This is a genomic window from Pontixanthobacter luteolus (assembly GCF_009828095.1).
Lineage (GTDB): Bacteria > Pseudomonadota > Alphaproteobacteria > Sphingomonadales > Sphingomonadaceae > Pontixanthobacter > Pontixanthobacter luteolus.
Genome location: NZ_WTYP01000001.1, coordinates 1,552,334 through 1,576,722 on the forward strand (window position 1 = coordinate 1,552,334; position 24,389 = coordinate 1,576,722).

Annotated in this window: 21 protein-coding genes; 10 read left to right on the plus strand and 11 right to left on the minus strand. The window is 58.6% G+C overall.

Features of this window, described 5'->3' with window-relative positions:
- Positions 1 to 7: 7 nt before the first annotated feature.
- Entirely contained in the window at positions 8 to 1,012 is a 1,005-nt protein-coding gene (gene thrB / locus GRI43_RS07545; RefSeq protein ID WP_160730387.1) for a homoserine kinase, read from the plus strand.
- A complete protein-coding gene (gene rnhA, locus GRI43_RS07550) occupies positions 1,009 to 1,449 on the plus strand; it encodes a ribonuclease HI (protein ID WP_160730388.1) in 441 nt (146 codons plus the stop codon). The genes thrB and rnhA overlap by 4 nt, the downstream gene beginning before the upstream one ends.
- Positions 1,450 to 1,515: 66 nt before the next feature.
- On the opposite strand, the gene GRI43_RS07555 is transcribed toward rnhA, so the two are convergent.
- From GRI43_RS07555 to GRI43_RS07565, 3 genes are read right to left on the minus strand one after another with little or no spacing between them, the layout of a single operon-like run.
- Positions 1,516 to 1,698: a YegP family protein gene (locus tag GRI43_RS07555; RefSeq protein ID WP_160730389.1), complete on the minus strand. Its 183-nt coding sequence runs from the start codon at positions 1,696 to 1,698 to the stop codon at positions 1,516 to 1,518.
- A gap of 57 nt (positions 1,699 to 1,755) precedes the next feature.
- Positions 1,756 to 2,850 carry an NAD(P)/FAD-dependent oxidoreductase gene (locus GRI43_RS07560; protein WP_160730390.1) on the minus strand — a complete coding sequence of 365 codons (1,095 nt, stop codon included), beginning with the start codon at positions 2,848 to 2,850 and terminating at the stop codon, positions 1,756 to 1,758.
- A gap of 2 nt (positions 2,851 to 2,852) precedes the next feature.
- The gene (locus tag GRI43_RS07565; protein WP_160730391.1) at positions 2,853 to 3,806 is read right to left on the minus strand and encodes an alpha/beta fold hydrolase; all 954 of its coding nucleotides are present in this window, start codon (positions 3,804 to 3,806) and stop codon (positions 2,853 to 2,855) included.
- Positions 3,807 to 3,911: 105 nt separating this feature from the next.
- On the opposite strand from GRI43_RS07565, the gene GRI43_RS07570 reads away from it, so the two are divergent.
- From GRI43_RS07570 to GRI43_RS07600, 7 genes are all read left to right on the plus strand, one after another.
- Positions 3,912 to 4,403, plus strand: coding sequence for an A24 family peptidase (locus GRI43_RS07570; protein WP_160730392.1), 492 nt, complete (start codon positions 3,912 to 3,914; stop codon positions 4,401 to 4,403).
- Between the two features lie 85 nt (positions 4,404 to 4,488).
- Positions 4,489 to 5,577 carry a Flp pilus assembly protein CpaB gene (gene cpaB / locus GRI43_RS07575; RefSeq protein ID WP_160730393.1) on the plus strand — a complete coding sequence of 363 codons (1,089 nt, stop codon included), beginning with the start codon at positions 4,489 to 4,491 and terminating at the stop codon, positions 5,575 to 5,577.
- Positions 5,578 to 5,657: 80 nt separating this feature from the next.
- The gene (locus GRI43_RS07580) at positions 5,658 to 7,226 is read left to right on the plus strand and encodes a type II and III secretion system protein family protein (protein ID WP_160730700.1); all 1,569 of its coding nucleotides are present in this window, start codon (positions 5,658 to 5,660) and stop codon (positions 7,224 to 7,226) included.
- Between the two features lie 14 nt (positions 7,227 to 7,240).
- Complete coding sequence (locus GRI43_RS07585; protein ID WP_160730394.1) at positions 7,241 to 7,882, plus strand: CpaD family pilus assembly protein; 642 nt, start codon at positions 7,241 to 7,243, stop codon at positions 7,880 to 7,882.
- 3 nt (positions 7,883 to 7,885) lie between these two features.
- On the plus strand, positions 7,886 to 9,166 hold the full coding sequence (locus GRI43_RS07590; RefSeq protein ID WP_160730395.1) for a pilus assembly protein CpaE: 1,281 nt from the start codon (positions 7,886 to 7,888) through the stop codon (positions 9,164 to 9,166).
- 80 nt (positions 9,167 to 9,246) lie between these two features.
- A complete protein-coding gene (locus GRI43_RS07595) occupies positions 9,247 to 10,218 on the plus strand; it encodes a type II secretion system F family protein (RefSeq protein ID WP_160730396.1) in 972 nt (323 codons plus the stop codon).
- Positions 10,219 to 10,235: 17 nt separating this feature from the next.
- The gene (locus GRI43_RS07600) at positions 10,236 to 11,243 is read left to right on the plus strand and encodes a type II secretion system F family protein (protein ID WP_160730397.1); all 1,008 of its coding nucleotides are present in this window, start codon (positions 10,236 to 10,238) and stop codon (positions 11,241 to 11,243) included.
- A gap of 113 nt (positions 11,244 to 11,356) precedes the next feature.
- Here the strand turns inward: GRI43_RS07600 and GRI43_RS07605 are convergent, their stop codons facing one another.
- From GRI43_RS07605 to GRI43_RS07620, 4 genes are all read right to left on the minus strand, one after another.
- Positions 11,357 to 11,794 carry a MarR family winged helix-turn-helix transcriptional regulator gene (locus GRI43_RS07605; protein WP_160730398.1) on the minus strand — a complete coding sequence of 146 codons (438 nt, stop codon included), beginning with the start codon at positions 11,792 to 11,794 and terminating at the stop codon, positions 11,357 to 11,359.
- A 40-nt stretch (positions 11,795 to 11,834) separates the two neighbouring features.
- Entirely contained in the window at positions 11,835 to 12,707 is an 873-nt protein-coding gene (locus tag GRI43_RS07610; protein WP_160730399.1) for a crotonase/enoyl-CoA hydratase family protein, read from the minus strand.
- 69 nt (positions 12,708 to 12,776) lie between these two features.
- Positions 12,777 to 13,562, minus strand: a complete 786-nt coding sequence (locus GRI43_RS07615) for an SDR family NAD(P)-dependent oxidoreductase (protein ID WP_160730400.1) — start codon at positions 13,560 to 13,562, stop codon at positions 12,777 to 12,779.
- 44 nt (positions 13,563 to 13,606) lie between these two features.
- Positions 13,607 to 14,779 (minus strand): acetyl-CoA C-acetyltransferase, encoded by a 1,173-nt coding sequence (locus GRI43_RS07620; RefSeq protein ID WP_160730401.1) that lies wholly within the window; start codon positions 14,777 to 14,779, stop codon positions 13,607 to 13,609.
- 389 nt (positions 14,780 to 15,168) lie between these two features.
- Here GRI43_RS07620 and GRI43_RS07625 point away from each other — a divergent pair, with 389 nt between their 5' ends.
- Positions 15,169 to 18,204 (plus strand): TonB-dependent receptor domain-containing protein, encoded by a 3,036-nt coding sequence (locus GRI43_RS07625; RefSeq protein WP_160730402.1) that lies wholly within the window; start codon positions 15,169 to 15,171, stop codon positions 18,202 to 18,204.
- Between the two features lie 202 nt (positions 18,205 to 18,406).
- On the opposite strand, the gene GRI43_RS07630 is transcribed toward GRI43_RS07625, so the two are convergent.
- From GRI43_RS07630 to clpB, 4 genes are all read right to left on the minus strand, one after another.
- Entirely contained in the window at positions 18,407 to 20,224 is a 1,818-nt protein-coding gene (locus GRI43_RS07630) for a 2OG-Fe(II) oxygenase family protein (protein ID WP_160730403.1), read from the minus strand.
- Positions 20,221 to 21,087, minus strand: a complete 867-nt coding sequence (locus GRI43_RS07635; protein WP_160730404.1) for a class I SAM-dependent methyltransferase — start codon at positions 21,085 to 21,087, stop codon at positions 20,221 to 20,223. The genes GRI43_RS07630 and GRI43_RS07635 overlap by 4 nt, the downstream gene beginning before the upstream one ends.
- A 36-nt stretch (positions 21,088 to 21,123) precedes the next feature.
- The gene (locus GRI43_RS07640; RefSeq protein WP_160730405.1) at positions 21,124 to 21,642 is read right to left on the minus strand and encodes a hypothetical protein; all 519 of its coding nucleotides are present in this window, start codon (positions 21,640 to 21,642) and stop codon (positions 21,124 to 21,126) included.
- A gap of 104 nt (positions 21,643 to 21,746) precedes the next feature.
- Positions 21,747 to 24,326, minus strand: coding sequence for an ATP-dependent chaperone ClpB (clpB, locus tag GRI43_RS07645; RefSeq protein WP_160730406.1), 2,580 nt, complete (start codon positions 24,324 to 24,326; stop codon positions 21,747 to 21,749).
- Positions 24,327 to 24,389 lie beyond the last annotated feature (63 nt).

The window sequence follows — 24,389 nt, forward strand, 5'->3', positions numbered from 1 at the left end:
TGGCGCCGTGGCTGTCTATACTCACCTCAGCGCCGACGATATCGATGCGTTCGTCTCGCACTACGGTGTGGGGAAGCTGGTATCTGCCAAAGGTATCGCGGAAGGCGTTTCCAATTCCAACTGGATCATCGAAACCTCTGCGCCTGACGGCGATAGCGAACGCTTCATCCTGACCGTCTATGAAGAACGCACCAATACCGATGATCTGCCTTTCTTCCTCGACCTGCTCGATCACCTTTCTGCCAAGGGTTGCCCCGTACCGCGGACCATTCACGATGCAAGCGGCGCCGCTTACCGCGAAATCGAAGGCAAAGCGGCCGCTCTGATCGAATATCTGCCCGGTGTTTCCATCGACCGGCCCAGCGTTGATCAGGCCAAGGCGGTCGGGTGCGCGCTGGCGGGAATTCATCTTGCGGCAAGCGATTTCAGCGACAGCCGGGTCAATGATCTGGGGCCGGCAGGGTGGCGCGGCCTTTTGCAACAATGCGACGGCGCAGCTCTGGGCGAAATCGATCCGGCCTTGCCCGAACTCGTGGATGCCAAGCTGGGTCAGATCGAGCGTGACTGGCCTGATCACCTGCCAACCTCGATCATTCATTCGGACCTGTTCCCGGACAATGTCCTGATGCTGGCGGACCAGGTGAGCGGCCTGATAGATTTCTATTTCGCCTGCAACGATATGTCTGCCTACGATCTGGCGGTCGCGCATGTTGCATGGAGTTTTTCCGGTGGCGGCGGGGAATTTCATCGCGACATCGGCGATGCGCTGATCGAAGGATATGAAAGTGTTCGTGCGCTGACCGATCAGGAAAAAGCTGCCATGCCCCTGCTCTGCCAGGGTGCAGCCATGCGGTTTATCGCGACCCGTGCCTATGACTGGCTGAACACCCCGGCAGAGGCGCTGGTCACACGCAAGGACCCGATGGATTTCGCCAACCGGCTTCGTTTCTACGACGAAGCGGGTGCAAATGCCTTTCCGTTTGTCCAGCAAGCGGGCACAGCAAACAGATGAAACGCGTAGAAATTTTCACTGACGGCGCCTGCAAGGGCAATCCCGGCCCCGGCGGCTGGGGTGCCTTGTTGCGGTTGGGCAAACACGAAAAAGAACTGTCCGGGCGCGACCCGGATACGACCAACAACCGGATGGAACTGACCGCCGCGATCAAGGGGCTGGAAGCGCTGATCGAACCGTGCGAGGTCGACCTGTATTCCGATAGCAAATACGTGCTTGATGGAATGACCAAATGGGTTGCCGGCTGGCAAAAACGCGGCTGGATCAATTCCAGCAAGAAACCTGTCCGCAACGCTGAATTGTGGCACGAACTGATCGAGGCAGCCCGCCCGCACAAAGTTAACTGGCACTGGGTGAAGGGCCACAACGGCCACCCTGAGAATGAACGGGTTGATCAATTGGCCAGCGAACAGGCTGATATCGCCGGTTATTCGTAAATAGCTTTCAGGCACGAAAAAGGGCGCAGCCGGTGATGGCCGCGCCCTTCGCGAAATCTCTTTCGATTAATCGGTGGTGGTATCGACCACTTCGGCCTTCGGACCGTTCTTCAAAACCGACTCAATCGCGTTCTTGGCGCTTGCCTTGGAGCTATAGCCTTCTGTCCACCAGATCGATTCCGAGTTGTAGACGAAGTACGAAACGAATTCGCCTTTCTTGTTTTTACGAATTTCGAAACGATGGGCCATTTGGCAATCTCCTCTTGGTTGAATCCGGCGCTACCCTAACCGCAAATACGGGAAAATCTACCCAAACCGCTCAGGGCTATAAATGGACGCGTCGATCCCCCGGGCAAAGTCTTCTCGCGGTGTTTGCAGCAACATTGCAGTGGCTATCGCTGCCGCAGCGGGTGCCGTCTGGATTCCGTACCCGCCCTGCCCCGCAAACCAGAAGAATGCAGGCTTGCGCGGATCTGGCCCGTAAACGGGCAGCCGGTCAGGCGCGAAGCTGCGCAGCCCGGCCCACTTTCGCTCCACCGCTTCGACTTTCCAATCGACCACACTTTCCAGCCGGTCGATTGCCTCGGCCACGGCCAGTTCTTCCGGTGCCGCGTCGCATGGTTCCGACGGTTCCTCGTCGTGCGGGCTTAGCCACAATCGCCCGCTCTCAGGCTTGAAATAGAATCTGCCGGAGATATCGAGCACGAGCGGATTGGTGGCCGCTGGCGCAGGGGACACGCGCAATTGAGCAACCGTCCGGCGTAGCGGGCCAATGCCGACCGGTCTGCACCCGGCAATTTCGGCAATCCGGTCAGCCCACGCGCCTGCTGCGTTCACCAGGGTGCGGGCTCGGTATTCCCGCCCGTCAGAGGTTTGCAGCTGCCATACGCCGCCATCATACTCAGCCTGATCCAATTCGGCTTTGGTGACGAGATCGGCCCCGCCGCTGCGCAATCCCTTCAGATAATGCTGGTGGAGACCGGCGACATCGATATCGGCGCATGCCGGTTCCCATATAGCATCGCACCAATCATCCCGGATGCCGGGTATCATTGCCCGCAGGCCCGCTGCGTCAAGCCGTTCGAACGTCGCGCCGGTCGATCCGAAACGCTCCTCAAAAGCGTCCAGCCTGGGCTTGTCCTGCTTGCGCCCGACATACAGAGCGCCGCGCCGGTTCAAAAAGCCGCCGTCTCGCAGGAATTCTCCCGAGGCCAGAGTAAGCGGCACGATCTCCGGACCGCCGTAACATTCTTCCCAGAATGCTGCGGATCGGCCTGTCGAATGAAAACCGGGTTGATCCTCAGCCTCCAGCACCAGCACGCTGGCCTGACCGGCGAGCCCGGCCGCAAGGCTGGCGCCCGCCATGCCCGCACCGACAATCGCGAAATCATACACTTCCATGATTATTTCGCCGGCGCGTTCCGTTCGAGGAATTCATCGATCGCGGACAGTGCCTTGCCCCGCACCGCCTCGACTTCGCGCAACACCTCGTGGTGTGCTTCTCTGCCAAATTCCAGCAATTCTGCGTTGGGCAGACGGCTGGCAGCCTCGCGGATGGCTCTGATGTCGACCAATTTGTCGTTTGACGTGCCGACCAGCAGAATCGGCGTCTTTATCGCTTCGAGTCTTCCGGGCGCGAATAGTGACCGCATGGAGGCATAGGACCGCTCGACCCAGCCCCAGCTGCCTGGTCCCATGACCAGTTCGGGGCGTTCTTCCCGCCACCAAAGCTCGTCTTCATAACGGTCTTTATCATGGGTGAGCAGGTTGATTCGCCCAACCGGAATTTCGCCCGGCTTCTCGCTCCATTTCCACGCAGGCGTTGTCCCGCCGCGCAGGCGCAGGATCAGTTTTGCCAGCCGGTGCATCCAGCTGTTCGGCAGGAAATTGCCAAAGAAGCCGAGCATCGGTGCTGATAGCACCATGGCATCGGGCGCTACCGCCCCGTCTGCCAATGCCCGCAAGACCAGATGCCCGCCCATCGAATGCCCCATCAGGACATGCGGCCCCGGTGTCTCGGCGACCCATTCCTGCCAGAACGCGCCAAGGTCTTGCACCCAGGTGTTGAAATCATCGATATGGCCGGTGACCGGATCATCGCCCAAACGGCCCGATCCCGCCTGCCCGCGCCAATCGGCGCCGGTTACGCGCCAGCCGGCGTCATGAAGTCCGTGCAGTGTTTCGAGATATTTTTCATACGCATCGCCGCGGCCCGGAAAAAACAAAATGGAACCGCGCGGTTTCGCGCCTGCTCCCGGCCAGTCGATCCGTCGTATCTCGTGCCCGTCCCCGGCGACCCAACGGGATTCGGTTGCCTCTGCCGGTATGGCCCGGCGATCGAATTTAGCGTGGTTCACACCGTCTTCCCGTACTTGGCTAATACGAACCTCCTGCGCTTGGTTACTTTTTGGTAAGTGATGATCTGTAGCAGCAGAACCTCAAAGGGACCTTTGGGGGCAAAAATGCTGGGCGAATATTTCCACTACGGCTTGCTTGTTGCGTTGGCAATCGCACTGATTGTTGCGGCGTTTACAGACATTCGCCGCCGTCAGATCGATAACTGGCTGAATGCAGGCATCGCCCTGGGTGCGCCATTGTTCTGGTGGTCCAGCGGGCTGTCGCTGTGGCCGGATGTGGCCTTGCAGTTCGGTCTTGCGCTGGGCGCGTTCGCCGTTTTCGCCGGCCTGTTTGCACTTCGCATGATGGGCGGCGGTGACGTCAAACTGCTGACCGTGCTGGCGCTGTGGATTGTCCCGAGCCAGTTTTTCAAGCTGCTGATCATCATGGCGCTGGTTGGCGGGTTGCTGACCATTGTCATGGGCGCCTGGCACGTCATGCGCCGTCAGCGCGACCGCCTGGCGATCCCGTACGGCGTGGCGATTTCTGCCGCGGGACTTTGGGTCCTTGGAACATATTATTTGCCGGCTGCCACGCATGCAGTCGGCGCGGGGTGAACCTGATTTTAACCATTGGATGCGTAACCAACAATTTAACGAATGCCCGCAATCCCGTCGGGCCGAATAGGGGGCTAGAATAGCCATGGATAGGAAGAAGCTGGTTCTGCTGATCGGAGCATTGGTCATCGCGATCGGTACTGCGCTTGCAGCACGGAGCATGTTTGCCGGAGCGCCAGCTCCGCAAGCGGAAGCGGCCGCACCCGAGCCTAAAGGACCAAAGGTTCTTGTCGCTCAGCGCGGTCTCGCAACAGGCACAATCATTACTGCTGATGCGATCAACTATCAGATGTGGCCGGAAGAGCTCGTCCAGGACGCCTACTTTATCGATGGCGAATCGGATGTCTCGCAGCTTCTGGGCACAGTCGTCCGTCACCCGATCACCGCTGGTGAGCCGGTAACGCAAGGCTCGCTGGTCAAACCTGGCGACCGCGGGTTCCTCGCGGCGGCGCTTGGCCCGGGCATGCGCGCTGTTACCGTACCGGTATCGGCCAAGACCGGCGTTGGCGGCTTTGTATTCCCGGGCGACCGTGTCGACCTGGTCCTGACCCAGACGGTCAAGGGTGAAGGCGAAGCTCTGAAAGCGTCGGAAACCATTCTTAGTAACCTTCGCGTCCTCGCCACCGACCAGTCGACCCGGCAGGAAAAAACCGAAGCCGGCAACACCGTTGTTCGCGCCTTCCGTACTGTCACACTCGAAGTGACCCCGCGCATCGCTGAAAAGGTCGCTGTCGCTCAGACAATCGGCACACTCAGTCTTTCGCTGCGCTCGATCGCCGACAACCAAGGCGAACTGGATAAAGCGATTGCGTCAGGCGACATCAAAGTCCCGGACGATGCTACACCGGAAGAGGAAGAGAAAATCCTCGCAGCCGCCATGTCACGCCCGAGTGATGCGAAGTCTACCTTCGTAACCGGCGGCGATGTCTCGCGCTTCCAGCGCCGTACGATGCCCCCCAGCGGCGCAAAAGGCCCTGCTTCGGCACCGCCAGCGATGGGTGTGTCCGGCACTGGCAAGGTTGCACCAAAAGGTCCGACGGTTCGTGTGACCCGCGGCAAGACAACCACTGAACTGCCAGTATCCCGCGGCACCGGCGCAATGGTCGCCCAGGAACAGCAAGGCATCGAAAGTGCCGCAGAAGTTGTCCCGGTCGCCGGCACGATCCTGAGGTGAAGCGAACCATGACAAACCGTAATTCTTCTTCCGATCTGATCGGCATGACTGCCGGCAGCATCAAACCGAGGGGCAAGACCATGAAACGTCGCCTAACTGCAACCCTGCTGATGGCCAGTCTGGCCGCAGCACCATTGATCGGCATTCCCGTCGGCACTGCGAACGCGCAGTCGGTGACCAAGCCATCGCATGACGTCGTCCTGTCGATCGGCCGCGGCGAACTGCTGACCGTACCGGGCAACATGGCGGATGTTTTCATCTCCAACGATTCGGTTGCCGATGTCCAGATCAAGTCGCAGCGTCAGCTGTACCTGTTCGGTAAGGCCGGCGGCCAGACCACTGTCTACGCCAGCGATGCACGCGGTGACATCATCTGGTCGGCTAACGTCCGCGTCGGGTCCAACCTCGACAGCGTGGACCAGATGCTGACCCTCGCCATGCCGGAAGCGAAAATCAACGTTTCGACCATGGGTACCAACACGGTTCTTCTGACCGGGACGGTTGCAGCACCTGAAGATGCCGCTGAAGCTGAACAGCTAGTGCAGGCCTTTGTCGGCGACGGATCGAACGTTATCAGCCGCTTGAAGATGGCAACCCCGCTGCAGGTCAACCTGCAGGTGCGGTTTGCCGAAGTCAGCCGCTCGCTGGTTCGTGCCATCGGCGCCAATCTGACCACGGGTGATCTCACCGATGGTTTCCAGTTCGGCATCGGGAATGGCCGCGCCGCGGTTACACAATACTCGCCTGGCGGACCTCTCGGGGTTAATGTCACCGAAGGTGCAGATGGAACTTCTGTTGTCTCGACAACCTCCACCGGCTCGACGATCGCGGCGTTCGGCAAGCTGTTCGGCCTTGACCTGGCGGGAACACTCGACCTTGCGGAACAAAATGGCCTCGTGACCACGCTGTCGCAGCCCAACCTGACCGCACTTTCGGGCGAAACTGCCGACTTCCTTGCCGGCGGTGAATTCCCGATCCCGATCAGCCAGGGCCTCGGCACGACTGCGGTAGAATATCGCAAATTCGGTGTCAGCCTCGCCTACACTCCGACAGTGCTTGCCAATGGCCGGATCTCGATCCGCGTTCGTCCGGAAGTTTCCGAACTGTCGACGCAGGGGGCCGTGACGCTTAACGGCTTCCAGATCCCGGCGCTGACCATTCGCCGCGCTGAAACAACCGTGGAACTCGGCTCCGGCCAGAGCTTCATGATTGCCGGCCTGATGAGCAACAACGCGCAGAACACGATCGACAAGGCACCGGGCGTCGGTGACGTTCCGATCCTCGGCAACCTGTTCCGTTCGCGGTCTTTCCGCCGCGGCGAGACAGAGCTGGTGATCGTGGTGACCCCGTATCTGGTGAACCCGGTTGACGCGAACGACATCAAGCTGCCGACTGACGGCTTCCGCGCCGCCAACGAGCTCCAGTCGTTTCTCGGTTACCGGGACAATGACGGTGTGAACGGTGGCTTGCGTCCGGTGCCAACTGCACAGGACAAGGACGCCCCGCCGCCTGCAGTGTCGACCATCGACCCGGCTGCGATCAATCCTAATGGCGGTCCGGTATCCGGTCGCCGCGCAGATGCAGCCGACAAGAAACGCAAGTCCGAGCGCACCGCCGAAGCGGCTGCACCCGGCTTCAGCCTCAAGTGAGAAAGGTGAATAAGATGCCTATTGCAATCAATCGCAAACTAGCAGGCGCGCTTGCCCTTTCGCTTGGGCTCGCCCTGGGTGCTTGCGGCGGCATGCCGACCAATCGCAGCCTGGAAAGCGTTAAGCAGCCGGTTGTGGAACGCACCAATTACACATTCGATGTTCGTGCCAATCAGGGCGGTCTGGCAATTTCCGAACAGAAGCGTCTCGCTGACTGGTTCGAAGCCATGGACCTTCGCTATGGCGACCGCGTTGCCATCGATGATCCGATGGCCAGCGGCGCAACCCGCGAAGCCATTTCCAAACTGGCAGGTCGCCACGGCATCCTGATCAGCGACGGTGCGCCGGTCACGGCTGGCTATGTCGATCCGGGCAATGTCCGTGTCGTACTGACCCGCTCCACCGCGTCTGTTCCGGGCTGCCCCGACTGGTCGGCCAAATCCGACATGAACTACGCCAACGCGACCAGCCCGGGATATGGCTGCGCCATCAACGGCAATCTGGCCTCCATGGTGGCCAATCCGGAAGATCTGGTCACTGGCCAGAAGGGGACCGGGCAAACCGTTGTCACGACCTCTTCGAAGGCGATTGGCAGTTATCGTGAACAGGCACCGACCGGTGAAGGCGGGCTGAAAGAAAATGGAACCGGAGGCTAAGTCATGAACGCTCCTTGGAAACCAAATGCTGCGGGTAGCCGTGACCCCTTCGCCGCCTTCATCTGCGACGATGCCGCGCTGGACGTCCTGCGTCCGGTAGTGATCGAACTCGGCTGGCAGCCGGAAAAATGTGCCAAGGGCGGACTGCGCAATGCAGTGCAATCGCTCTCGGTCGCGGCCAGCCCTAACATCCTGATGGTCGACCTGTCGGAAAGCGGCGATCCGCTGAACGATATCAACGCCCTCGCCGAGGTTTGCGAACCCGGTACGGTCGTGATCGCTATCGGCCAAGTGAACGATGTTCGCCTGTACCGCGATCTGCTGGCCAGCGGCATTCACGATTATCTGCTGAAACCGCTTTCCGCCGGGCAGCTGCGCGACTCGCTGAACAACGCTCAGGCAGTGTTCTCCGCTCCGCGTGCAAGCGATCCGGAAGCTGCGAAGCGCCACGTATCCACGGCTGTTGTCGGGACCCGCGGCGGTGTCGGTGCTTCCATGCTGGCGACCTCGCTCTCGTGGCTCTTCAGTGAAGATCACAAGCTGCCGACGGCACTGCTCGATCTCGACGTGCACTTCGGGACCGGCGCTTTGGCGCTGGATCTGGAACCTGGACGCGGCCTGACCGACGCGATCGATAACCCCAGCCGCATCGACGGCCTGTTCATCGAACGCGCCATGATCCGTGCCAACGATCACCTCGCCATCCTGTCGGCAGAGGCGCCGATCAATTCACCTCTGATGACCGATGGTTCGGCCTTCATCCAACTGGAAGAAGAGTTCCGTCAGGCATTCGAGATGACCATGATCGATCTGCCGCGCAACATGCTGATCAATTTCCCGCATTTGCTGGCCGACGTGAACGTTGTGGTGCTGGCGGCGGAAATGACCCTGGCATCCGCGCGTGACACGATCCGGATCCTCAGCTGGCTGAAAACCAACGCGGCGCATGCAACTCCGCTGATCGTCGCCAACAAGGTACAGACTGGCGCGGCTGAAATCAGCAAGGCTGACTTCGAAGCGTCGATCGAACGCAAGATCGATTTTACCATCCCTTACGACCAGAAAGCCTCCGCGAACGCAGCCAAGCTTGGCCAGACGTTCATCGAAGCCAATCGGTCGAGCAAGGCGACGGCCGCGATCAAGCAGCTGGGTGACCGCATCCTGGGTGCAAGCGAGGAAGAAATGGAAGGCGACGAGCCGGCCAAAAAATCCCTGCTCGGCAGCTTCGATCTGAAGTCGCTGCTCGCCAAAAAAGAAAAGAAGTCTTCGGTTCCGGCCGAATAATTCACTCCGCCGGCCACGCTCGCAAGGGCGTGGCCGAACCAACCAATTTTGCGAAGATTTAGGAAAGGCAGGTCAAGAGCATGGGCATACTTCAGCTCCTGCTGGTAGGCGCCGGGATCATGGGACTGCTGGTTATCGGCTATATCCTGATCGCAGGTCCATCTGCCGCAAAGGAAAGCCAGCGCCGCTTGCAGGCGCTCCGCTATCGCCACTCTGAAAGCACGGACGCCAAGGTGGAGTCCCAGCTCAAGAAGGCTATCGCGGCGCGCAAGCCGAAACTGCACAAAATCGCAGGTTCGACATCGCGGGTCGATGCTCTCGCCATCCGGCTCGACCGGACAGGCAAGAACTGGTCCCTTTCCCAATATGTCTACGCATCGGTTGGACTTGCGCTGGCCATCGCGCTCATCATTTATCTTCGCTCGGGTGCGGCTCTGCTGTCGCTCGGCGTCGGTATCTTTGTGGGCGCAGGACTGCCGCATATGGTCGTCAATTTCTTCATCAAGAAACGTACCGGCAACTTCAACGCGAAGTTTCCCGATGCGATCGAACTGCTTGTCCGCGGCTTGCGTTCAGGTCTGCCTGTGACGGAAACGCTAGCAGTTGTGGCTCAGGAACTTCCCGGCCCGGTTGGCGAGGAATTCAAGGGCATTGTCGAGCGTATCAAGATCGGCCGGTCGATGGAGGAATCCCTCCAGGAAACGGCGGACCGCCTTGGCATTCCGGAATTCAACTTCTTCTGCATCACCCTCGCCATTCAGCGCGAGACGGGTGGTAACCTGGCGGAAACATTGTCGAACCTTTCCGACGTGCTCCGCAAGCGTTCACAGATGAAGCTGAAGATTCGCGCGATGAGCTCGGAATCGAAAGCATCGGCGTACATCGTTGGTGCCCTGCCCTTCATCGTGTTCGGCATGATCTGGTGGATCAACCCCAGCTATATCGGCGGCTTCTTTGAAGACGACCGGCTGATCGTGACCGGTCTTGGCGGACTGGTTTGGATGTCGATCGGCGGCTTCATCATGGCCAAAATGGTCAGCTTCGAGATCTAAGGCGAGGACGGAACAAAATGTTGAACCAAGGTTCAGGCCCAACCCTTCTCGGCTTCGATGTCATCCTCGTCGGGACCATCCTGGTCGGTGTTGCCGCATTCGCGGTGATCCTCGCGGTCTATGCGGCTGTCACCGTGAAGGACCCGATGGCCAAGCGCGTAAAAGCGCTGAATGCACGCCGTGACGAGCTGAAATCGGGTATCATTACCGGCAGCGCAAAGAAACGCGCCAGCCTGGTACGCAAGACCGAAAAAACCGAGAAGATGAAAGACACTCTGCAGGGGATGAAAGTCCTCCAGCAGAGCCAGATCGAAATCATCCAGCAAAAACTGGCGCATGCCGGTATCCGTAACAAGGAACTGGCGGTTCTGGTGATCGGTGCACGGCTTGCCCTGCCGATCGTGCTGGGCGGTATCGGCTTCCTGATGATCTACGTGATCGACTATTTCCCTGATTGGGGCGATTTCAAACGGCTTGGCGCCTTCGCGTTCCTCCTGTTCATCGGCTACAAGGGGCCTGAGATTTACCTCAAGAACATCGCTGGCAAGCGTACCGGCGAAATCCGCAAGGGTTTGCCCGACGCGCTCGATTTGCTGGTTATCTGCGCCGAAGCGGGTCTTACCGTCGATGCTGCATTTAACCGTGTGGCGAAGGAACTTGGCCGCGCATATCCTGAACTGGGTGACGAATTTGCTCTGACGGCAATCGAGCTGTCGTTCCTGACCGAACGCAAGATGGCCTTCGCCAACCTTGCATACCGTGTCGATCTGGAATCGGTGCAAGGGGTGGTCACGACCATGGTTCAGACTGAACGCTACGGTACTCCGCTTGCATCGGCGCTGCGCGTCCTGTCAGCTGAATTCCGTAACGAACGCATGATGCGCGCCGAAGAGAAGGCAGCCCGTCTGCCAGCAATCATGACCGTTCCGCTGATCCTGTTTATTCTGCCGGTGCTGTTCATTGTTATTCTTGGCCCGGCGGCCTGTTCGATCAGCGACGCGTTCGCTGCCAAACCGGGGCGCTAGGGCGCCGCGTAACGGACAGCAAAACAAAGGCGGCCCCGAAGCGATCATGCTTCGGGGCCGCTCTTGTTTGATGACGCGCTGTACAGACAGGCCGGGGAAATCCGGCTGCCAGTCTAGCTTGCCTTTTGACGTATTCGGTCAAGCAGGCTGCGAAACAGTTCCTGTTCGTCCTGCGCAATCGAGGCGAGCAACCCGGCTTCTATCTCGCGCGCCATCGGCACGATTTTCGCATGCATATCGCGGCCGCTATCGGTCAGTTCCAGATGGTGCGAGCGCCCGTCCTTCTTGTTCGGCACGCGAACGGCCAGCTTGCGTTCTTCCAGCACCTTGCACGCGCGGTTTACCGCAACCTTGTCCATCAAGGTCTTGGCAGTCAGTTCGCGCTGCGTAAGCGCGCCTGCATCCCCGAGCATCGCCATCACGCGCCATTCGGTCACCTTGAGGCCGAATGCGTCGTTGTACGCCCGTGCGATGCGGTTGCTCACGGCATTCGATGCCACGGACAGCTGGTAAGGCAGGAACTCGTTTAGCCGGAACTGATTATCGCTCATGAACTGGTTTCTAATGCAACCGCTTCACTTGGCAAGCGCCCTATTCGTATCCCGGCTCTTCCCACCATGGATAGAATTCCGGCATATCCTGCGTAACCTTGCCCGGAAATTCTGCCGGACGCTTCTCCAGAAAACTCTGCACGCCTTCCAGCGCATCCTTGCCGCGCGACAGTTTGTAGATCGACCGGCTATCGACCCGGTGAGCTTTCATCGGGTGGTCTTCCGACGGTAAACGCCACAACATCGCGCGGGTCATCGCGACCGACACTGCCGAGGTGTTCTCCGCGATTTCGAGCGCCAGTCCGCGGGCGACATCCATCAGTTCGCCTTGCGCATGGATGGACCGGACCAGACCGCCATCCTTGGCCTCCTGCGCATCGAAAATCCGGCCGGTCATGCACCATTCGAGTGCTTGCTGCGGTCCGACCAGCCGCGGCAGGAACCAGCTGGAGCACGCCTCGGGCACAATGCCGCGGCGGGCGAAAACAAATCCATACCGCGCATTGTCCGACGCCAGGCGGATATCCATCGGCAATTGCATCGTCGCGCCCACGCCCACGGCAACCCCGTTGCAGGCCGAAATCAGCGGCTTTGTCGACTGGAACATGCGCAAGGTTATCCGCCCACCGCCATCGCGAACGATCTCATCCGACAGATCCGATACTTCGGTTTCGCTTGAAAACGGGCGAGCACCGTCATCCGGTGTAAGATCGGCACCGGCACAGAATGCGCGGTCGCCGGCACCGGTAAAGATCACGGCACGAATGTTGTCATCTGCATCGGTATCGTCGAGCGCGTGGATCATTTCATCCATCATGATCCGCGTATAGGCGTTCATTTTCTCCGGACGGTTCAATGTGATCGTTGCAACCGGCCCGTCTTTATCCAGCAATATCTGGCTATAGTCGCTCATCTCTCTCTCCAATCCTTCATGCAGATACAAAAAGGGCCCCGCTTTCGCGGAGCCCCTTGAATTCCGGCCTTAGCGCGGTGCCATCCGGATGGCACCGTCGAGGCGGACATCCTCGCCGTTGAAATAGCCGTTCTCGATCATTGTCATTGCGAGATGCGCATATTCTTCCGCATTGCCAAGGCGCTTGGGGAAAGGAACCGAAGCTGCCAGCGCTTCCTTCACCTGCGGCGGGGCTGCGTTCATCAGCGGGGTGTTGAAGATGCCCGGCAGGATCGTGTTGACCCGGATGCCTTCGCTCATCAGGTCGCGTGCGATCGGCAATGTCATGCCGATTACGCCGCCCTTCGACGCGGAATAGGCAGCCTGACCGATCTGGCCATCTTCGCCCGCAACCGAGGCAGTGTTCACGATCGCACCGCGATCACCGTCTTCGCTCAGCGGATCAAGCGTCATCATTCCCGCAGCCGACTTGGCGATACAGCGGAAGGTGCCGACCAGGTTGATCTGGATGATCCAGTTGAACGCGTCGAGTGGGAAGTGGGAAATCTCGCCCGTGTTGCGGTCACGCTTTGCAGTCTTGATCGCATTGCCGGTGCCGGCGCAGTTGACCAGGATACGCTCCTGACCGTGGGCGGCGCGGGCTTTCTCGAAACCGGCATCAACGGATGCTTCGTCGGTCACGTTCACTTCACAGAAGATGCCGCCGATATCAGCAGCCACGGCTTTGCCCTTTTCTTCCTGAAGGTCGAAAATCGCGACCTTTGCGCCCTTTGCGGCCAGCGCGCGTGCAGTGGCTTCACCAAGGCCCGATGCGCCGCCGGTAACGACTGCTGGGGTGTTTGCGCCTACTTCCATGGGATATTCCTCTTTTAATTCAGATAATTGATAGGGGTTGTGAGTTAAAGCGACTCGATGATGGTGACGTTAGCAACGCCGCCGCCTTCGCACATCGTCTGTAGACCATATTTCTTACCCCGCGCCTTGAGCGCGTGGACCAGAGTTGCCATCAGCTTGGTGCCCGATGCACCAAGTGGGTGACCCAGCGCAATCGCGCCGCCATTGACGTTCAGCTTCTCCGGATCGGCTCCGGTATGCTTGAGCCACGCCAGCGGCACCGGCGCGAAGGCTTCGTTCACTTCGTAAAGGTCGATGTCGTCAATCTTCATGCCTGCGCGCTGCAACGCCTTGTCGGTCGCGAACAGCGGTTCTTCCAGCATGATCACGGGATCACCGGCGGTGACCGTCAGGTTGTGGATTCGCGCCATCGGGGTCAGCCCGTGATCCTTCAGGAACTGTTCGGAAACAACCAGTGCGCCGCTCGATCCGTCGCAGATCTGGCTGGAGGTGGCCGCGGTGATCGTGCCCTTCTCGCTCAACAGCTTGACCGACGCGATGCTTTCCAGCGTTGCATCGAAACGGATGCCTTCGTCGACCGTGTGCCATTCCTCGCCCTCGGGCGTCTCGATCCGGACCGGGACGATTTCGTTCTTGAAGGCGCCGGCATTCGTTGCCTCGATCGCTTTCCTGTGACTTTCGAGCGCGAACCGGTCGAGGTCATCCTTGGTGAAGCCATGCTTTTGCACGATCATTTCCGCCCCCATGAACTGGGACCACATGATGCCGGGGTATTTCTCCTCCAACCCGGGGGATTTATACATTCCCAGGCCTTCTTTCATGTGGAACGTTGCGGTCGAACCCATCGGGACCCGGCTCATGCTCTCTACGCCGCTGGCGATAACGGCGTCCTGCGTGCCTGACATGACTGCCTGCGCCGCGAACTGGATCGCCTGCTGCGAAGAACCGCATTGCCGGTCAATCGTGACGGCCGGGGTGGATTGCGGCAGATGCTTTGACGCGAGCACCGCGTTGCGCCCTACCTGCATCGATTGTTCACCGGCCTGGCTGACACAGCCCATCACGACATCGTCGATCGCCGCCGGATCGACTCCGGTTCGCTCGATCAAGGCATCAAGCGATTTCGCCGCGAGATCGACCGGGTGGACCCCGGCAAGGCGGCCACCCCTGCGCCCTCCGGCAGTACGAACGGCATCGACGATATAGGCGGTTGTCATAACGGCGTCTCCAACAAGGTTCACTTAGTTAGCTATGTTTGCGGAAGAAAGCGATACCATCGCGGGATTATGGGTCAAGCGAGTATCTGCTGATGTTTGCCTCGAGATGCCCCCTTGAAGGCACTTCCGCAGCAACGTCAGACTCAAGACCTTACACGCCCGACACAGCGAAAAACCGCGCAAAATCGCTTTGTGTCAAATTAGTCACACAGCGCATTCGAAGGCTCTGAATGGCGACAAACGCTTTGCATTTACCCCTATGGATTGGGCAAGAGGCGCTATCCGTTGAGGGGGCGTCATGCGTAACCAACACGGGGATTAGGGATCTGAAGGTGTTTGCCCGGCGGAATTTTCCTCGGGGAAACTTTAGATATAAGGATAGAATCAACATGAAGATGCAAAGCAAGCTGAAGCTCGCATCCGCGCCTCTGGCGTTGGGTGTTGCGCTGACAGCGGTGCCAGCGATGGCGCAAGATGCTGACACCGATGAGGGCGCCGGCAACCAGCCGATCGTCGTTACCGGTTCGCGTATCGTGCGCCCCGAAGTCGAAAGCGTTTCGCCTGTGACCACGGTTGGTCAGGCTGCGATCGACCAGACCGGTACCGTCCGCGTCGAAGACATTATCAACGACCTGCCGCAGACTGTTGCTGGCCAGAGCGCGTTCCTTTCGAACGGTGCTTCGGGTACTGCGACCGTCAACCTGCGTGGCCTCGGCTCGAACCGTACACTGGTTCTCGTCGACGGTCGCCGTCTCCCGGCTGGTGACCCGTTCGCAACCGCACCTGACCTTAACCAAATTCCTTCGCAGCTCATCGAGCGCGTTGAAGTGGTTACCGGTGGTGCTTCCTCGGTATACGGTGCAGACGCCGTTGCTGGTGTTGTCAACTTCATCATGGACCGCGATTTCGAAGGCTTCAGCCTCGAAGGTCAGATGAGCTTCTACCAGGCTGGCAACAACAACGACGAGATCCGTGATCTCCTTCGTCGTACCAACAACGCTGTACCTGCTGAATCGCAGGCAAATGGCTTCACATATGACGTGAACGCCACTTTCGGCGCTTCGTTCGATGATGGCCGCGGCCACGTTACCGCATATCTCGGTTACCGTGAAATCGAAGAAATCGTACAGGCTGACTACGATGAAAGTGCTTGCGCACTTTCGTTCAGCGCTGGTGACCCAACCGGTTTCACCTGCGCAGGTTCGTCGACCACTCCGAACGGCACGTTCTTCGTGACACGCGGTGGCGCAAATACGCCTATCGATACGCGCCCTACAATTGACGATCCGGATAACCCAGGCACCCTGATTACGAACCCATCGTTTGGTGATCAGATCCTCGCAGACCTGCCGTTCGGCAACGTACTTACGCTCAACGAAAGCGGACCGGGCAACACTTTCCGTCGCTCAGCTGCATTCTCGGGCACCGGCGCGGATACCTACAACTACGCTCCGACCAACTACTATCAGCGTCCCGATACGCGTTGGACTGCAGGCTTCTTCGCAGATTACGAAGTAAGCGAGTCGTTCAAGCCGTACGCTGAATTCCAGTTCATGGATGACCGTTCGGTTGCTCAGATCGCGTTCTCGGGTACGTTCTTCAATGGCCCGGGTACTCTGAGCTGTGGCAGTTCGCTACTTTCTGCACAACAGGCCGATTCGCTTGGTTGCGGAACCTTGACTGACGGATCAATTGATCCAGATGACACGGTAGGCATCTTGATTGGTAAGCGTCTGGTAGAAGGCTTCCCGCGTCAGAACGATCTGCGTCACACCAGCTATCGCGGCGTGATCGGCGCTAAGGGTCAAATTTCTGACGATTGGTCCTATGACGTGTACGCACTGCGTGCGAACACAATTTATCAGAATGTTTACCTGAACGACCTTTCTGTTACTCGGATCAATGCAGCAATCGCAGGTTGCCCAGGCACCGGTGAGCCAGCTGGCTGCGTTCCGCTTGACGTCTTCCAGGTTGGCGGCGTTACCCGTGAGCAATTCGATTACATCGCAGTTAATGCGCTTTCGAATGCAGACCTCGAAACTCGCGTAGTAAGCGGTTACGTAACCGGCCCGCTCGGTGATGTGACTGGCGCTGGCGACATTCAGGTCGTTCTTGGTGCTGAATACCGTGAGGAAGCTTACGATCTTCGCGTCGACGAGAACTTTGCACTGGGCAACCTTTCGGGTCAGGGCGGTCCAACTGCACCGGTCTCGGGTTCGTTCGATGTTAAAGAAGTGTTTGCTGAAATCGTCGTGCCGCTGGTCCGCGACAGCTTCCTGTATGACTTCTCGATCGAAGGTGGCTTCCGCTACTCCGACTACAGCACTTCGGGTTCCTCGGAAACTTACAAGGTTGGCGTCAATCTTGCTCCTACCGACTTCCTGAAGTTCCGTGGTGTTTACAGTAAGGCCGTACGTTCGCCTAACGCAGTGAACCTGTTCGCACCGCAGACCATCGGTCTTTTCGGCGGCACGGATCCTTGCGCTGGCTCAGATCCTGACGCAACTCAGGCTCAATGCGCTAACACTGGCGTCACCGCAGCTCAGTACGGTAACGTTCCGGACAACCCAGCTGGCCAATATAACCAGTTTGGTGGTGGTAACCCGAACCTTGATGTTGAAAAGGCAGACACATGGACCGCTGGTTTCGTCTTCGAAGGCGACTCGCTTGGTCTCCGCGGCTTCGCGTTGTCGGTTGACTACTTCAACATTGAAGTTGACGGAACCATCGGCGGCATTGGCGCTCAGACTATCCTTAACCAGTGTATCGATACTGGATCGGATACTTTCTGTGACCTGATCGTGCGTAACGCAGGCACTGGCGACCTCTGGGTAGGCAGTGATGCAGTTGATGGTTATGTCATCAATACTACGCAGAACATCGGTGGGCTGAAGACCGAAGGCTTCGACATCAACGCAGGCTTCGATTTCCCTGTAACCGACACGGGCTCGGCATATCTCGACTATGCTGGTACCTATACAACTGCATATGAACTTCAGTCGCTCCCGACTTTGGATTTCTATGACTGTATTGGTTACTACGGTTCGACCTGTGGTCAGCCTTTCCCTGAGTACAGCCACATCGCTCGACTTGGCTATCGCTCGGAAGACGGCTTCTCGGTCAACCTGAGCTGGCGCTTCTTCGGCGGCGTCGAAGCTGACGTTCTCTCTTCGGACCCGCAGCTTAGCGGTGCTTCGCAGGGCGTTGAAGAGCTCGACACCATCGACTCGTACAGCTGGTTCGACCTTTCGGGCACCGTCCGTGTTCTTGACACGCTGACGCTGACCGCTGGTGTGAACAACATGTTCGACAAGAAGCCACCACTCGTCGGTTCTGCTTACAGCCCGTCGAACGGCAACACCTACCCGGGTATCTACGATCCGGTAGGTCGTAACATCTTCGTTCGCGCTGCTCTCGATTTCTAAGAGCAGACGACACTGAAACGGAAACGGCGGGCCTCGGCCCGCCGTTTTTGTTTGTACGGCCCGAACCCGCGCATTTTAGTATGCTGAGGGTTCGCCATTCTGCGCGCTCGAAGCCTAATGCATGCCCATCGAAGCGGGCAAAAAGAAGGGCGCGTAGTCATCACCACGCGCCCCGCCAGTATTTCTGATATGCGACTGATCGCTAGAAACTGTTCATCCGGACATCAAATGCGCAGGTCAGTCTCTCACCACCCTCAAATGGCCGTGTCCCATGCCACATTGTCGATGGGAACAGCACCAGCCTGCCAACCTCCGGCCTGATCGCCCTGATCGGCTCCAACCCTGTCTCCAGCTCGCTCGCCGGCTCGCCGAGCATTAGCCAACCCGACTGATCCACATCGGCCACGTTGCTTTGGACACTCTGCGGCAAGGCGACATAAAACGCCGAACTAATATCCCCATGGGTGTGAATATGGTTCGCGTGAAACCCACCTTCAGTTAACCGGATCGACCAACTGCCACTGAAGCGAAAGTTCTCTCGCGGTCTGCCAAGCAATGGATGGTTCGGGTCCGGTTCTGGTAGCTGATCGATATACTCGCGAACGCAGTTCCTGAGCGCATTCACCAGCGTCTGGATTGGCGCGCTAGCGTTGCGGAAAAGGATATTCCCCGTTTGCGTGCCGCCCCGCACCGATTGAGCAATCGGCTGTTCGCGAAATACGTGCAGCTTGCGCAAAGTATCCGCCAGTTCCTCGATATCCGGCATTTCCGACGAAATATCATGCGTCTGAATGAAACGTCTATCGCCCTCGAGCCAGGCCCATCTAGGATCATCAAGTTTTCGCATTGCAATCGCGATATAGGGCCAGACATCGCCATTTATCGTGCCCTCACCTGCAGGGTCGAGCGCGAGGATGCCATTGCCAATCCTGATCACCTCGTCGAACCGCTGCGTTCTGGTCAGAAACCTGAGATAGGCCTTCGCAAATTCAGGAGAGCTTTCGAAATCGAGCTTTGCAAACAGAGCTTCAGCTTCATCAAAGCGCTTCAATTCCGAAAGGCTATTCGCCTTTGCCAACTGGATGAAACTGTCTTGATCGGCATCTTCACCGCCCTGCCCAAGAATTTCCAGCGCCCGTTCATGGCCTTCTACGCGCGATGCGAGGGCGGCATAGGCAGACCGCAAAGCGTGCCAATCCGGCCGCTGACTCAGCGCGGTTTCATACCGCGTTGCAAAGCCTTTGGCCCCGGTTGTCTGGCGCTTCATATCAGCCAGAATTCCGTAGCCCTCCAGCCAATCGGGAGCCTTGTCCAGCGCATCTTCGAGAATGGCGATCCCATCTTCGCTCCGCCCGTCCTCTACTGCGGCCTGCGCAAGTGTAGCCTTCAGTTCGAGATTGTCTGGGTCTGCGGCGAGTGCGATTTCCAGCGGTTTGCTGGACGGATTGCCGGATTCGTACATTGAACGGGCAAGAATGTGTTTCGCACGGCGGTTGACCGGGTCGCGCGACAGGACCCGCTTGGACAGTTCCACTGCTTCGGAGATGCGGTCATCTTCGCGAAGGAAAAGCGCCAAATTGTTTGCAATACGAAATTCATGCGGGTGCGCATCTGCCAGTAAGGCCAACTCTTGCAAGGCGGCTGGACGGCCAGGGGTTCTTGCCAAGGAGAGAAGCCGGTCAATCTTGGCGTTGAGATGGTCGGGCTGCTCCGCCAGAATGGCATCGAAATGCACAATAGCCTTCTCATGCTCTCCCAGGGTGCTCAGCCAATCCGCATACACCCCTCGGAACGATATCTCGCGTGGCTGCAGACGAATTGCTGCCTCGAAGTTCTCCTTGGCTTTGTCGATCTGCCCCTGTGCCCGGTGCGCATATGCCGTCATCAGGCGAATGGTGCCGTCTTGCGGGGCCAGTATCCTCAGCTTCGCCAAATCAGCATGAGCATCGTCATATCGGCCTTCCTGCATCGCACGTTGTGCGCGAGCAGCCAGTTCTTGCGGCGATTGATTCACGGTCATGCTTCGGCTCTAGTACCGTTGAGTTCCCAGCAGATCGCTTTGCCGTCAAACTCCAACACCTCGGGCCGTGCCCAATCGATGGATGATGCAGTACGCTTGATCAACGCATTGATATCATCCTCACTTTGGGCTGCCTGCTTCAATTCGCGTAAGATAGTGAGTTCTCGCTGCATTCCGGCATCAATACCGTCCAGAAGCGCCGTACGGTCGACCTCCGACATGGCAAACCCATCTCGACAAGCGGTAGCAATCTCGAGAATCAGCGGCTGCTCTCCATACTGGCCAACTAGCTTCCCGAAACCGGCTTGCAAACGGGCACGATCCCCGCTGCGGGCCGCATCGGTCGCTCCAAAGGATGAGATGGCTTCCAGCAAATTGCGCCGGACTTTGTTTGCTTGCACCACCACGCTTTGCGCATGATGCATCAGAAGCCGGATCTTGCCACCGGGTTTCAGGATACGGGCCAACTCGCCCGATGCTTCTTCGCCAGCGTATTCGAAACCGAACTGGCTGATGGCGGCGTCAAATTCAGCATCATCGAAAGGCAGATTCTCGAGCGGCACCCCAGCGCGAACCGGAAACGGCAGATCTGCATCTTCCGAAATTTCTGCATAGTCCGCACCGATGATATCTGCAGTTGGGTTTCCGCTCAGCAGCGCCCGTCCAGCCGCACCCATACCGCATGCCAGATCGGCGACACGGCTGGCCTTTGGCATCTCTTTGCCGAATTCCTGCCAGCGGCCTGAGATCAATTTTTGGACAATTTCCTCGGCCTGCGGAACACAGGCCGCCGCTGAATCGGGATCGGCCCAATACCATGTCCAGCTGCTCTCAGCCGCCGACTTATCGCTTTTGTCGCTCATTTATTGCTCGCGCTAATTGTTTGGAAAATGGATAATTCAACGCGATCGCTTTATACGGAAGGATGGCCCGCCGTTGAGACTGGCTTTGTAGCTGGTGAACGCAGCCTTCTTTATGGTGATCTTGTCGCCCGGATCAGGCCGGAGATAATTGTTGTCCGTCTGATACCAAACCGCCCCGTCTTCAAGAGTGAAAACATACCCGCTTCGGCCTTGTGACACCGACACGACGGTGGACTCGATTTCTGAAACCTCGTCATCATCGCCGCCGCCATCAAACAGCTTTATCTTGGGCAGAGTCAGTCCGAACAGGCCACGTTTTGTCTCCCGCACCTGTTCGCGATCAGCCAGCAGAAGATCGTTTGCCTCTTCCGCAGAAGCCATGGCGTCTACACTGGAATCGAAACAGGCAAGCCGCTCGGCATCGTCGGTCAACTGGCGACATTCGAGCACCTTAGCAAAAACTTCGGGTCGTTGCTGCTCATCCTGCGCCGAAGCTGGGACTGCAATCCCAAGACAGGCTGCTGCAGCCAGTGAATATCCGAATTTCCTAGTCATGAAATGCTCCCACGGCTCTGCACTCTCGCGTGATCCGCTGCTTAGGGCATTTGGCGGGCAGCGCCAATATCTGCGGCGTGCTGCCCGCCCGGAAATCTGTTGGCTCAGCCCACCTGCATCGCAAGTTCGCCGTCGCCTTCGTCGATTTTCACCGTGCTGCCATCTGGCACCTCGCCCTGAAGGATCTTCTCCGCGAGCGGGTCCTGCAGGTATCTCTGGACTGCCCGTTTCAGCGGACGTGCGCCGTAAACCGGATCGTATCCCACCCGCCCGAGCCAGCGTAGTGCTGCATCGGTCAGGTCGAGAGTGATTTTCCGGTCCTTGAGCAGTTTCTGGACCCGGCCAACCTGGATTTCGACGATCGGTGCCATATGCTCCATCGACAAGCGGTGGAACAGGATGATTTCGTCCAGCCGGTTGAGGAATTCGGGGCGGAAGTGACCGCGCACGACATCCATGACCTGCGGCTCGACATCCTCCACCTTCTGATCATCATCCATATTGGCGAGGAACTGGCTGCCCAGATTCGACGTCAGGATGATCAGCGTGTTTGAGAAATCCACCACACGCCCCTGCCCGTCTGTCAGGCGGCCATCATCAAGCACCTGAAGCAGCACGTTGAACACGTCGGAATGCGCTTTTTCGACCTCGTCGAACAGGATGACCTGATAGGGCCGGCGGCGAACCGCTTCGGTCAGCACGCCGCCTTCTTCGTATCCGACATAGCCGGGCGGCGCACCTATCAACCTTGCGACCGCGTGCTTCTCCATGAATTCGGACATATCGATGCGCACCATCGCGCTGTCATCGTCAAACAGAAACTCCGCGAGCGCCTTGGTCAGTTCCGTTTTACCCACGCCCGTGGGGCCGAGGAACAGGAACGAGCCGAGCGGACGGTTTGGATCCTGAAGGCCCGCGCGGGCACGGCGGATGGCCTTCGACACAGCCTCGATAGGCTGGCGCTGGCCAATCACGCGCTTGCCGATCACGTCCTCCATCTGGAGGAGCTTCTCTCGCTCGCCTTCCATCATCTTGTCGATCGGAATCCCGGTCGAACGGCTGACAACAGCGGCGATATCGTCCTCGGTGACTTCCTCGCGCAGCATCGCGTTCTCGGTGTGCTCACCAGCAGCCTCGATCGCTTTCTCAAGCTCGGGGATCTTGCCGTATGAAAGCTCACCGGCCTTGGCCAGATCGCCTTCGCGCTGCGCCTGTTCAAGTTCCAGCCGCGCCGCGTCCAGTTGTTCTTTCAGCTTACTTTCGGCGTGAATCTTGTCGCGTTCGTTCTGCCAGCGGGTGGTCAGTTCCGATGATTGCTGTTCAAGATTCGCCAATTCCTCGCGCAAGGCCGCCAGACGGTCTTTGGATGCCTGGTCGGTTTCCTTGCCAAGAGCGGATTCCTCGATCTTGAGCTGGATGATCCGCCGGTCGAGGCTTTCGATTTCCTCGGGCTTCGATTCCACTTCCATCCGGATACGGCTTGCCGCTTCGTCCATCAGGTCAATTGCCTTGTCGGGCAGGAAACGGTTCTGGATGTATCGGTTGGACAGAGTCGCAGCGGCGACAATCGCGCCGTCGGTAATCCGGACGCCGTGGTGCAGCTCGTATTTTTCCTTCAGACCGCGCAGGATCGAGATCGTGTCTTCCACTGTCGGCTCGTCGATATAAACCGACTGGAAACGCCGCTGCAGCGCCGGGTCCTTCTCGACATATTTCTGATATTCATCGAGCGTTGTTGCACCAATGCAGTGAAGCTCGCCGCGTGACAGGGCAGGCTTCAGCAGGTTCGACGCATCCATCGAACCTTCGGATGCACCCGCCCCGATCAGGGTGTGCATCTCGTCGATGAACAGGATGATCTGCCCTTCCGCGCCCTTCACTTCATCGAGCACTGCCTTGAGACGCTCTTCAAATTCGCCGCGATATTTCGCGCCGGCAATCAGTGCGCCCATGTCGAGCGCCATCAGCGTGCGGCCCTTCAGGCTGTCGGGCACGTCGCCATTGGCGATACGCAGGGCAAGGCCTTCCGCGATGGCGGTTTTACCTGTGCCGGGTTCACCGATCAGAGCCGGATTGTTCTTTGTCCGGCGGGCAAGGATCTGGATAGTGCGGCGAATTTCCTCGTCCCGGCCGATAACTGGGTCAAGCTTGCCGTCCCGCGCCGCCTGGGTCAGGTCGCGGGCATATTTCTTCATCGCGTCATAGGCGTCTTCGGCGCCCGCCGTGTCGGCGCTGCGCCCGCCGCGAAGTTCATTGATCGCGGCATTCAGAGCCTGCGGATCGAGGTTCGCATCCTTCAGCGCCTGGCCAGCAGTGGTGGTGGTGGCAAGCGTAATCGCGACCAGAAGCCGCTCAACCGTGACATAGCTGTCACCAGCCTTCTCCGCGATCTGTTCGGCCTGATCGAGCAGGCGCACCGCGTCATTATCAAGGCCCGGCGTCTGCTGAGCGCCGCCGCCCGACACCGCCGGAATTTTTGCCAGAGCATCATCGACCGCACTTTGCGCGATCTGGACATTGCCGCCCGCACGCTGGATGAGTCCGGCAGCCATGCCTTCATTGTCTTCGAGCAAGGCCTTGAGGATATGCGTGGGCGAGATGCGCTGATGGCTGTTCCTGATGGCCACAGTCTGTGCGGATTGCAGGAAGCCCTTGGCGCGATCGGTAAACTTTTCCAGATTCATCAATAATCCCTCATTCTATACCGCCACAAGATAGTGTTGTATAACTGCAACACAAGGCCCGAC